This window comes from Chromobacterium fluminis, from assembly GCF_011602385.1.
Taxonomy (GTDB): Bacteria; Pseudomonadota; Gammaproteobacteria; order Burkholderiales; family Chromobacteriaceae; genus Chromobacterium; species Chromobacterium fluminis.
On the sequence record NZ_JAAOMA010000079.1, the window covers coordinates 1 to 10,935 of the forward strand.

The window sequence follows — 10,935 nt, forward strand, 5'->3', positions numbered from 1 at the left end:
AGAGCGGTGCAGATCGCTGCGTTTCGTTTCCGCCGCTGCGTTGTCTGCTGAGGAGGCGAACTATACGTCACGACCCCTAACCCGTCAACACCTTTTGCGACAAAAACCTCAACAAAAGCGGGCCTCATAGGGCAAACCATTGATGCGGCAAGCAATATTCGGAAAGGGTATTCACCAATACCCGCCCCACGCCCCGCCGAACCATGAAAAACGGGCCGAAGATTGGCTTCGACCCGCGCTTGATTCGATCCAAATGACTAGCAGTCACGGCATAATCGGCAGCCTTTCCAAAGCCTGAACCAACTCCACCTCGCTCAGACACCAATCGCTGCCCTTATCCATTACCTTACCTAGGGAGAGCTGAAAATGCTTGCCCTTGGCCGTCATGTAGAACTCTTTGCCCAATACATATAAGGAGAGTGGCAACAGCAAAGCATTAACCACCTTGCCTGAACGCTGACAAGGAACGAACAAGGCGATATGCCCTGCCAGCCAAACCTGCTCAGGCGGCAGCGTCGGATCGATCAATCTCACATCGGTTGGCCGCAATGAAGCCGCCACGGGCCTTCGGCTCAGGGTTTCAACGCCCAGATAGATCTGATCCGCCGAGTTCCGCTTCACCCGACGCACTACGCCCAGGCTCCAACCATCCACAGACTTCTCACGGAAACCGATCAGCGCGCCCAAACCCACCCATTCATTCCCCATCGCACCAAGGGTGACGCCAAGCCCAGTTTGGCTGACATTATCCACCTCCCAACGCGAGAACTCCTCTTTGGTCGGCTGAGAAACGACGTCCCCCCCCGAGGCAAGCCCTGGCATGGGCGCTCCCTTGTCCCGCTTCCTGGTAGTCACGAAGCCATAAATACGTATATTGGCCGCGTCATCGAAGTTGCCATCTTCCAGCGCACCCGTTTGCTTGGCCTCGTCTACTACCCGAATCAAACGGTGCAACACAGGTAGGCGATACGCCACTTCTATGCTCTGCCCGGAGACCGGCACCCGTTCAGCCCTCTCGAAACGCATTTGCTGGGGAGACCACTCACGCATCAAAGCACGCAGGGTATTGGCGTCGATGCCGGGCTCCATCATCCTTTTGATTTCGGGCGGCACTCTGCCGGCATCCAGCACGATGCTCCAGCCGTGCAAGATCTCGACCAGATCCGTCGTACCCCAGTAGCGAGCGGCCTCGTCCACCAAGCCACTTGTCGCCCTCGCTGCGGGATGAGGTCCTTTTAGAGAGACCACAAAACTCGAATATTCCGCACATGTTCGCGTTAAAGACATACGGTTGCTCAGCACCTGCAGCAGTTGATAGGCGAAATGCAGTTGCCTGACGCTGAGATTGCCCCCGGTCAACACGGCGAGCATATGCAAGATGAGGAATTGATCCTGAACCGTGGTTGCCGGCTGGCCGTCGCCGAATAAAAATACCGGCACGGAATCGCAACCATGATGCTCGGCGAACCAATACAGTTGGTTTACCCCCAACCAAAAAGCCCCCTCCGGGTTAAAGCTCCGGATCCAGTGCCAGCGCGCATGTTCGCCAAGATAGAACATCATCCGCGACAGCACGATAGGCAATAGAGTCAGAACTTTGGCCCCCTCAACCGAATCGGCGTCGACAGTCAGTACATGCTGATAGCTATCGATGAAGCATTTGCCATACGCCAGTATCTGGCTTCTCAGCTGCGCTTCCAGCGCTTTGGGCATACGCGTATTCAGCAAGTATTGCGCGCAGAGGTTTTCATGTAGCGATTGTGTCTCTTGGTTGAGAGCCAGTAGCGCTTCAACGCGATCCACTGAAATATTGTGCCAATCCAACTCCAATGGCGACAGCAATGCCACCACGCGCTCATGCGCGGCCGCACCGTGTTCCTTCTTCAAAGCCGCCACAAACTCCCTGGCCGCTTCCGCACTGGCCAATGGGTCGGAGCGACCTTTAGCCCCTCTTGAAAAAAAATCCAGCATAGCCGCCCACTCTCAAGACAATGTCAGCACATTTCAATAACTACACGAAACAGCTTGAACGCTACATCCATTTATAGCAAGCCTCAAGCCGGACCGCTGGCCGTCAGACAAAGAAAAAGCGCCCATGACAGGCGCTTTCGAAATTCATTGCAAACCTGCAGTTTGCTTAGATAGCCAGTGCTTCCAGCGCTTTGCCGCTGGAGATCCACTCTTGCACCCACACCGGCTTGCGACCGCGACCGGTCCAAGTCAGCTCCGGGCTAACCGGGTGACGGTACTTGGCTTCCACCGGCTTGCGCACGCCGCCGGTTTTGCCCAACACTTCTTCCACGCTCAGGCCGTAAGCACGAGCAAGCTCAATGATTTGTTTCTTGGCTTTGGACTTTTCTTCGCTTTCGCGGCGCTTAATTTCAGCTTCAACATCGGCGCGCAGAGCCACCAGCTGGGTAAAATCCAATTTCGACAGTTCCATTAGCATGTTCCCAAATATATTGTAAGAGTAGTGGTGCATTACAGATGATAATGTAGCCAAGCCCTTCTACTCAAGTCAAGGAAACAAAACAGAAATTATCAATTAATTCTCAAGCCCCTCATTCAAGGAATAGGGCAGATCCAGTTGCTGAAGCCTTATTGTGTATGCCTCATCCGCATAAATACCCTCTTCCCAAGCTTGAAATTGAACGACAGCCAAGCCTTCATATTGTTCTGGAGCCACTTGGCAAACCGCCGCCACCATGCCAATCGACTGCCCCGCCACAGACGGACTATAGAGTTTAGCGCCGACTCCAAGCGACTGTTTAAATGCAACTTTGAACAAGCGACGCTTCAATTTTCCCAAATACTGCGATCTGGCGACGATTTCCTGCCCCGGGTAACAGCCTTTTTTAAAGCTCACCCCCCCAATCAACTCCATATTCGCCATCTGTGGCACAAATTGCTCCTGAGTTGCCAGACGGACCCAAGGGATACCCGCGTCGATATCCCGCCATTCCCAAACGCTGGAGGAAATTAGACCCGCGCTGTCCGTCAGCTTTTCCCCTACCAGCGCCGCTCCGGCCTCGTCCACCACCAGCGCCCATCCCGCCCCTGGCAAACCTATCAACAGGCCCGGCTCAACCTGAACCATTTCTCGTGGCCCCGCGCTTGACGCCAATGAGGATTCAACCGCCAGCGCATCCAGCGCCCCCTCTCCCGCAAGGCCTATCAAGGTCAAATTATCCGCAATCGATACCTTCACCTTGGAACGCAGAACAAACATGCTCAAGCGCTTGGCCACGTAATCGGCCAAATCCGCAGATACCGCCAGGTAATAAGCTCCGTCGATACGCCAAACCAGAAAACTGGCCAGCATCCGTCCTTTGGCCGTAGAGTAACTGCTGTACTGAGCGCGGCTTTCGCCCGACAACTCACGCACATCGCTAGAGATCTGCCCTTGTAAAAAGGCCTCTGCGTCCTCTCCGGCCACCTGGATGATTTTATGCTTATCCAAAATCGATATTGCGACGCCGGCGCGCAATGACTCCAACTGCCGCAAATGAACATCCATTTCCGCCGCATCTTTATTTGCCCGCTCTGCGCGCGCATCCAGCCTGAGCTTCCCGTCCAGATTCATTTAACCCACCTCAAAAACGCGGCTATTCCCGCATTGTCAACAAACGAAATTTTAACGCGTCGCCGCCTCCCTTCGCCAGCGGTGAATTGCGGGCGTCAACGCCGCGTCCAAGCCGCCCGACGGACGCAAGCGATTTTCAGCCGCGCAAGTGTTGACAGCCCGACAGGCTGAAGCTATAGTTCGCCCTCACTCAAATCCCTGATAGCTCAGTTGGTAGAGCGACGGACTGTTAATCCGCAGGTCGCAGGTTCGAGCCCTGCTCGGGGAGCCACTCCGGCCCAGTTTGAGAATTGCTTGTTTTCCATTCCCTGATAGCTCAGTTGGTAGAGCGACGGACTGTTAATCCGCAGGTCGCAGGTTCGAGCCCTGCTCGGGGAGCCAAAACAAGCCCGCATCACCGCATTATGATCCCTGATAGCTCAGTTGGTAGAGCGACGGACTGTTAATCCGCAGGTCGCAGGTTCGAGCCCTGCTCGGGGAGCCAAAATTTCAAAAGCCACAATCTCCGAATTGTGGCTTTTTCCATTTCCGCTTCCGTTTTACAATCGGCCCACCCTCCCCATTGGAATAATAATGATTTCCAGACCGATTGCCTTTGCCGGGGGCGCCATCCTGCTCTGGGCCTCTCTGGCCGCGCTTGGCGCTCAAACACGCTCGCTTCCCCCTTTCTTCGTCGTTGGCGTCTGTCTGCTGATCGGCAGCCTGCTCAGCCTGCGCCATTACCGCGACTGGAAAGTCCCGACGCCCACCCTGCTGGTGGGGATCTACGGCTTGTTCGGCTATCACTTCCTGCTGTTCTTCGCGTTTCGGCACGCGCCGGCGATGGAAGCCAATCTGCTGAATTACCTGTGGCCGCTGCTGATCGTCATGCTCTCCCCCATCCTGGTGCCGGGCACCGAGCTGCATGGCCGCCACATACTGGCCGGCGCGCTGGGCTTCAGCGGCGCGGCGCTGATTGTCAGCGGGGGCAAGCTCGCCTTGTCCAGTAACTATCTTGTCGGCTATCTGCTGGCCATCGGCGCCGCCGTGGTGTGGTCGACTTTTAGCCTGCTGACCCGCAGGTTGCCCCGTTTTCCCAATAGCGCGGTCGGCGGCTTCTGTCTACTATCCGGCCTGCTTTCTCTACTATGCCACGTCTTGTTCGAACCCAACATCACCCCCAGCGCCGGTCAATGGCTGGCCTTGATCCTGCTTGGCATCGGCCCGATGGGCGGCGCCTTCTTCCTATGGGACCGCGCGCTGAAGGAGGGAGACCCCAGACAGATAGGCTCTTTGTCTTATGCCACGCCCTTGCTGTCCACCCTGCTGCTGATAGGCACCGGCCAAGGACAGTTGAACGCCATTGCAATAACCGCCATCGTGCTGATTCTTGGCGGAGCCCTACTTGGCAGCCTGCCTGTTCGTCCACGTTCTCTTGCTTGAGCGCGCGCTTGGGGTGGAGCGCCGGCAATTGAATACCTTATAATGCTTAACGCTATTTAAACAGAGGTTAACTATGTCCATTATCAAAGAATTCAAAGAATTTGCCATGAAAGGCAATGTCATCGATCTGGCGGTCGGCGTGGTTATCGGCGGCGCCTTCGGCGCCATCGTCAAATCGCTGGTCGACGATGTAATCATGCCCCCCATCGGCCTGCTGATCGGCAACGTTGATTTCTCCAATATGTTCTTCGTACTAAAAGAAGGCAGCAAACAGCTTGGCCCCTATGTCTCGGTGGCAGCGGCCAAGCAAGCCGGCGCCGTCACGCTGAATATCGGCCTATTCATTAACGCCATGGTCAGCTTTACCATAGTAGCTTTCGCTATTTTCATGCTGGTCAAGGCCATCAATCGGCTGAAACGCGAAGAGCCCGCCGCCGCGCCGGCTCCCACCACCAAAGAGTGTCCGTTCTGCGCGTCCAATATTCCGGAAAAGGCTTCTCGCTGCCCGCAGTGCACCTCCCAACTCTAGGCACCCCGATTGCCTCGCTACGCCAACTGATTTAGAATCGGCTGGTTCTGGGGGAGTAGCCTCGGCGCGACTTTCAGCGCCGGCATGCATCAACAGGCTTGGCCATCACGGCCATGGTGCATGCGACGAAAACTTCCGTTTGGCAAGACCCATGACATGTCTGCGCAACGCGGGGCTGCGGCGCGGGCTTGTCATGGCGTATGCGCAGCCCCCGGAGTCTTCATGGAAGCCTTTCTCATTTCCACCGGAATCGTCGCCCTGGCTGAAATCGGCGACAAAACTCAATTGCTCGCACTGATGCTGGCCGGCCGCTACCGCAAGCCGGTTCCCATCGTTCTCGGCATCTTCGTCGCCACTTTGCTCAATCATTTCGCCGCCGCCGCGGTGGGGCACTGGTTGATGAGCAAGATTGGGCCGGACCTCATGCGTTGGGGGCTGGGTCTTTCCTTTCTCGCCATGGCGGGCTGGATGCTGATTCCAGACAAGCTGGATGAAGATAGCCGGCTCATGGAACGCTTTGGCGTTTTCGGCACCACCTGTATCGCTTTCTTTATCGCGGAAATGGGCGATAAGACGCAGTTGGCCACCGTAGCCCTGTCCGCGCGCTTTCCCGACGCCTTACTGCTAGTGGTGGCCGGCACCACCCTGGGCATGATGCTGGCCAATGTGCCCGCGGTGCTCTTGGGCGAGGTTGCCGCGAAGAAGTTGCCGCAAAAAATGGTACACACCATTGCCGCTCTTCTGTTTGCTGGCCTAGGTATCGTCACTCTACTGACCCCGCTGCAAATTTGAAGCACAGCTCAACACAAAACGGAGGCCGCGGCCTCCGTTTTTCCTTCTACCCGGCAATATATCAGGCCCGGCCGGCTCCGCGTCCAAGCGACTCCAGCAGCTCCTCCGGGTTGAATCCCAGACGGAAGCCCCCCCAATGCTTGCCGGACAGCATGATGGGCAGCACCACTTCCGACAACACTTCTCCGGTGTCGCGGGTATAGGTCTGCAGCAAGAAAGACTGCGTGCTGCGCGCGGCCCGCAAACCGGCAACATCGGCAAACTTGCGCTTGTCGCGGCTGTTGATCAGGTCCTTGGCCGCATCTCCGCTCAAAGGCTGGCTATACCAGCTATTGTGGGTCGGCGCGTAGCCGTTGGTGTCCACCGCCAGGCAGAACACGCCGCCGGGCACGGACTTGGCGGCGCGGTCGTACACCGGCTGCATCAGTTTTTCCAGCTTGGCGTCGTACTGAGTGCGGAACTTGGCCGGCTTGGCGCCGGCGATGGGCAGGTAGTTCTGGTCGAACAACGCCGCGCCCGCGGCCAGTTGCGCGGCCATGATGGTTTGCAACTCATCCCGCGCCTCGCGGGCCGTTTGCATGATCTGGTCGAACTCTCCCTCCCCCAGAATGAAACGCGCCACTAACTGCTGCACCTGCTCCGCCGCGCCGGACAGCTTGGTGGCCGAGTCTTCCGTATGGTTCAGACGGTCCGTCACCTGATGGCCTAGTTCGTGAATTTCCGCCACATGGAGATTGACCTGTCCATTGGAGGCGACAAACTCCGACATGGTGGCGGCGATCTGACTGAGACTATTCGCCGTGGTTTCAAAGTCGCCCATCATCTTGCTGAAATGCTCCGACGCCTTGGAGACGATTTCGCGAGCAGACTTGGTGTCCTCGGTGATCTGGGCGGTTTCCACCTGGGTTTCCGACACCAGCCCCAGCATATCGTCGATATTATGCGAAATCTCGTCCGTCGCTTTTTTGACTCGCTCCGCCAGCTTGCGCACTTCATCGGCCACCACGGCGAAACCGCGTCCGCTCTCGCCGGCCCGCGCCGCTTCGATCGCCGCGTTCAAGGCCAAGAGATTGGTCTGGTCCGACACGTCCTTGATCAGATCGACAATGGTCTTGATGCTGGACGAGCGCTGACTCAAATCATCCACTGTGTGGTTGAAATGGCCCACCTTCTGATTAATGCCGTAAATGCTCTCCGCCACGGACTTGAGCTCGGCGTAGGACTCCCGCGCCACGTCCAGATTGGCCAGCGTGGTGGATGAAATCGCCTGGGTCTGCTCGGTGACCTGGCCCACGCCTTCAGTACTCTGATCGCTGGCGGCCCGGACTTGCGTCGCCAACTGATCCTGTTTTCGCGCCCCCTCCAGCGACTCAACCACATTCTTTCGGGTGCGCGCCGAATCCATCGCGATTCGCACTGTCATCAGCCGCACATTGCTGATGATTTCGCGCATTTTCAGCAGAAAACGGTTATACGACAGCGACAACTCGCGGATTTCGTCGTGGGTAATGGTGGGGATATCCCTGGATAGGTCGCCCTCGCCAGCGCCTATTTCATTGAAAATCCGGATAATCATTTTCAGGGGTCTGACGATTAGAAAGCGCAGATACCAGACCATAAAGGCGATGAAGACAACGCTGACCACCCACAGCGCCATCGTCCAAAACAGCGCTCCGTCTATACTGGACTCGATGCCCGCCAACACCTGGGGCGAAGTGACTTGTCCTTTCAGCGAGCGCCGAATGTCCTCCAGCACATAATAAACATAAGCCACCATGCCCAGCTGAAACACGCTGATGAAAAAGAAACTGCACAATTTCTTGGTCAACGTATCCCAGAAAGTCTTTTCCACCAGGGTATACACGCGCCAGAACCACTGCATGACTTCTCCTCTTGCTCCGCAATCCTGTTCAGCGACTGATGCAAGGCCCGCGCCATCCGGCGCTTTGAGCCCGCTCGTTGCTGTTATCTAGAATTATTGTTGTTTATTGACTTCAATCAGCCATCCTAAGCGATGGCGACCTTGTTTTTGGAATAGTTGGCGGACTATTGATTATCATCAAATAGGCAATGCCAATGTATTACAAATCTTCGTTTCCGTGTTGCCTTCTCCACACCATCCAGAACTCCTGACCGCCAAACACCGGCACGCCGACCTCCTGCGGCTGACAGCTCTCCAGCGCGAAAGCCGGTTCCAGCAAAGCGCTCAAGGCAGACATGCTCAGACCGAACGGCGGGCCACGCTGGGTGTCCGCGATGAAAAACACTCCCGCCAGTGCGCCTCCGGGGCGCAACAAACGCGCCATTTGTTCCGCATAGCGCGCATGCAGACGAGGCGGCAACGCGCAGAGAAAGGCACGCTCAAACACCGCGTCGAAAGGCGGCTCGTGCTCAACGGCGAAAAAATCCGCCTGCTGGATATGAGCGGCCGCCTGCGGCCATTGCGCGCGCGCGATCGCCACGGCCTGCTCGCTGAAATCGATGGCCTGCACCTGATGACCGCAGTCCAGCAACAAGGGCAAATCTCCGGCGCTGCCGCAGCCTGGAAGCAAGATCCGGCTAACCGGCTGACGCTGAAAAAACGCCAAGGCCTCCGGGCTCGTTCGCGCGCCTTCCCACGGCGTCACGCCATCGCGATAACGCACATCCCAAAACTCGGTCAAAGAACTGTCCTGCGCCATCTCTCCCCCTAATTATGCTCGGCCCCCGCCTGCTCTCGCAGGAAGGCGGCAACTTGCGCCGGGCTCCAGCCGGCGCAATCCCGCTGGCAGACCGCCCCTTCTCTCTCCCGCCAAAGCAGGCAGTTTCCATCCATGCGGAACCATAGGGACAGGCAAGGCACGCTCATCCACTCGCCATCCTCAACTTGGTGAAGCTCCGGCAGGCAGGCGAAAACCGCGGCGATCTTCAACCCTCGCTGGCGCAACGGCAGTTGCAACCAGACCCGTTCCCGCTCTTCTGCGTCCATAAAACACCAATTCGAGATTTCATCGAAGCTGCGCGCGCAGCCGCGGCAGATATCGTCGCCCACCGCGGTGGAACACACGGCGATGCAAGGCGAATCAGGCCGTTCCGTCGTCATGCCCCGTTCCTTGAAACAATAATGTCATATTTCTTGACGCACCAAACTAAAGTGTCAGATAAATGAATAGTCATAAAAATAAAATATCCGCTGTCATGACCCGCAACGAAACCTTGATTTTCCGCACGCTGCGCCTGCTGCAGACCATGCACATCCAATACCTGGACGAACACAAACTGTTTCTAGCGCTCTCTCGCGAATCCGGCGGCGAATACAGCGCGGACGACGTTCACGAGCATCTAGTCTACATGCAGCAAAACGGCTTGCTCAAACCCGTCCGCATCGCGGACAACCATACCGCCTACGCTCTGGATTGGGGCGGCTACGATTATCTGGACGCCTCCTGAAAAACAAAAAAGGCAGCGCGAAGGCTGCCCATGATCCGCAACGCGTCAGCGCCGGTTCATAAATAATCCCGCATCCGGAAGTAAGCCATGCCCAGCACCAAGGCCGGCGTGCGCAGCCATCTGCCGCCTGGAAAGTGATTATGACGAATCTTGGCGAACAGGTCGAAGCGCGAAGCGTCGCCGGCCACCGCCTCCGCCACCACCTTGCCGGCCAGACCGGTGATGTTGACCCCGTGCCCGGAAAAACCCTGCAGGTAATAGACATTGCCGTCCAGCCGTCCAAAATCAGGGGCGCGGTTCGCCGTGATATCGCAGAATCCGCCCCAAGCGTAGTCGACCTTGACGTCCGCCAGTTGCGGGAACACCCGCAACATATCGCTGCGCATGCCAGCGGCCAGATTGGCCGGCTCGCGTCCGGAATAGCTGACCTTCCCGCCGAACAACAAGCGGTGGTCGGCGGACAAGCGATAATAATCCAACACGAAATTGGTGTCGCACACCGCCATGTCGTTGGCGATCAGAGCCTCGGCCCGCTCCTTGCCCAAGGGTTCGGTGGCGATCACATAGGTGCCGGCCGGCATGATCCGCCGCTCCAGTTCCGGCACCAGCGCGCCAATGTAGGAATTACAGGCCAATACCACCTGAGTGCAATTGACCATGCCCTGCTCAGTCGTCACCTGCGGCCGCGCGCCCCGGGTCAGGCGCAATGCCGGGCTTTGCTCGTAAATAGCAACGCCCGCCTCGCGCGCGGCTCGGGCCAACCCCAGCGCGTAGTTCAAAGGATGCAGATGACCCGAGCGCGGATCGTACAGCCCGCCCTGATAGCGCTCGCTGGCTAGCCGCGTTCTGAGTTCGGCCTTATCCCACAGCTGCATGCCGCCGTAGTCATAGGTCTGCGCCGCCTCGCGCTGCCAGTCCTCCAATTCCTGCATATGCCGCGGCTTCACCGCCACGCTGACATAGCCGCGTCGCCAATCGCAGTCGATTCGGTGCAGGTTCACCCTCTGCTCGATGATGTCCACCGCCTCCACCGACATATTCCACATCTGCTTGGCCAGGCTGTCGCCCAATTGCGCGCGCAGCGTGTCGACGCCGCAGGCGAACCCGGAAATCACCTGTCCGCCGTTGCGTCCGGAAGCGCCGAAGCCTATCTGCGCGCCCTCCAGCAGCACGACGGAAA

General features: G+C 57.5%; 11 protein-coding genes, 3 tRNA genes and 1 riboswitch. Of the genes, 7 read left to right on the plus strand and 7 right to left on the minus strand.

The window, feature by feature from the left end:
- Positions 1 to 264: 264 nt before the first annotated feature.
- The 3 genes from HA052_RS26065 to ygfZ all read right to left on the minus strand — a co-directional run bounded on the left by HA052_RS26065 (position 265) and on the right by ygfZ (position 3,583).
- Positions 265 to 1,971 carry a cyclic-di-GMP receptor FimW-related protein gene (locus tag HA052_RS26065; protein ID WP_081546238.1) on the minus strand — a complete coding sequence of 569 codons (1,707 nt, stop codon included), beginning with the start codon at positions 1,969 to 1,971 and terminating at the stop codon, positions 265 to 267.
- A gap of 166 nt (positions 1,972 to 2,137) precedes the next feature.
- Positions 2,138 to 2,443, minus strand: a complete 306-nt coding sequence (locus HA052_RS26070; protein WP_019103433.1) for an H-NS histone family protein — start codon at positions 2,441 to 2,443, stop codon at positions 2,138 to 2,140.
- Between the two features lie 102 nt (positions 2,444 to 2,545).
- Positions 2,546 to 3,583, minus strand: coding sequence for a CAF17-like 4Fe-4S cluster assembly/insertion protein YgfZ (ygfZ, locus tag HA052_RS26075; protein ID WP_166454275.1), 1,038 nt, complete (start codon positions 3,581 to 3,583; stop codon positions 2,546 to 2,548).
- 195 nt (positions 3,584 to 3,778) lie between these two features.
- Here ygfZ and HA052_RS26080 point away from each other — a divergent pair.
- The 6 genes from HA052_RS26080 to HA052_RS26105 all read left to right on the plus strand — a co-directional run bounded on the left by HA052_RS26080 (position 3,779) and on the right by HA052_RS26105 (position 6,326).
- Positions 3,779 to 3,854 (plus strand) — tRNA-Asn (locus HA052_RS26080).
- 34 nt (positions 3,855 to 3,888) lie between these two features.
- Positions 3,889 to 3,964: transfer RNA gene (locus HA052_RS26085), tRNA-Asn, on the plus strand.
- A gap of 27 nt (positions 3,965 to 3,991) precedes the next feature.
- Positions 3,992 to 4,067 (plus strand) — tRNA-Asn (locus HA052_RS26090).
- A gap of 89 nt (positions 4,068 to 4,156) precedes the next feature.
- Positions 4,157 to 5,005 (plus strand): DMT family transporter, encoded by an 849-nt coding sequence (locus tag HA052_RS26095; RefSeq protein WP_166454276.1) that lies wholly within the window; start codon positions 4,157 to 4,159, stop codon positions 5,003 to 5,005.
- 73 nt (positions 5,006 to 5,078) lie between these two features.
- The gene (gene mscL / locus HA052_RS26100) at positions 5,079 to 5,534 is read left to right on the plus strand and encodes a large conductance mechanosensitive channel protein MscL (protein WP_166454277.1); all 456 of its coding nucleotides are present in this window, start codon (positions 5,079 to 5,081) and stop codon (positions 5,532 to 5,534) included.
- Between the two features lie 38 nt (positions 5,535 to 5,572).
- Positions 5,573 to 5,755, plus strand: a riboswitch (yybP-ykoY riboswitch).
- 1 nt (position 5,756) lies between these two features.
- Positions 5,757 to 6,326: a TMEM165/GDT1 family protein gene (locus HA052_RS26105; protein WP_166454278.1), complete on the plus strand. Its 570-nt coding sequence runs from the start codon at positions 5,757 to 5,759 to the stop codon at positions 6,324 to 6,326.
- Positions 6,327 to 6,387: 61 nt separating this feature from the next.
- Here HA052_RS26105 and HA052_RS26110 read toward each other — a convergent pair whose 3' ends face one another.
- The 3 genes from HA052_RS26110 to HA052_RS26120 all read right to left on the minus strand — a co-directional run bounded on the left by HA052_RS26110 (position 6,388) and on the right by HA052_RS26120 (position 9,408).
- On the minus strand, positions 6,388 to 8,208 hold the full coding sequence (locus HA052_RS26110) for a methyl-accepting chemotaxis protein (protein ID WP_081546228.1): 1,821 nt from the start codon (positions 8,206 to 8,208) through the stop codon (positions 6,388 to 6,390).
- 199 nt (positions 8,209 to 8,407) lie between these two features.
- A complete protein-coding gene (locus HA052_RS26115; protein WP_166454279.1) occupies positions 8,408 to 9,007 on the minus strand; it encodes a methyltransferase domain-containing protein in 600 nt (199 codons plus the stop codon).
- An 8-nt stretch (positions 9,008 to 9,015) separates the two neighbouring features.
- Positions 9,016 to 9,408 (minus strand): DUF1289 domain-containing protein, encoded by a 393-nt coding sequence (locus HA052_RS26120; protein ID WP_166454280.1) that lies wholly within the window; start codon positions 9,406 to 9,408, stop codon positions 9,016 to 9,018.
- Positions 9,409 to 9,503: 95 nt separating this feature from the next.
- On the opposite strand from HA052_RS26120, the gene HA052_RS26125 reads away from it, so the two are divergent.
- The gene (locus HA052_RS26125; RefSeq protein ID WP_166454281.1) at positions 9,504 to 9,755 is read left to right on the plus strand and encodes a hypothetical protein; all 252 of its coding nucleotides are present in this window, start codon (positions 9,504 to 9,506) and stop codon (positions 9,753 to 9,755) included.
- A 56-nt stretch (positions 9,756 to 9,811) separates the two neighbouring features.
- Here HA052_RS26125 and HA052_RS26130 read toward each other — a convergent pair.
- Positions 9,812 to 10,935 (minus strand): NAD(P)/FAD-dependent oxidoreductase (locus HA052_RS26130; protein ID WP_166454282.1); only part of this gene is annotated, 1,124 nt, incomplete at its 5' end.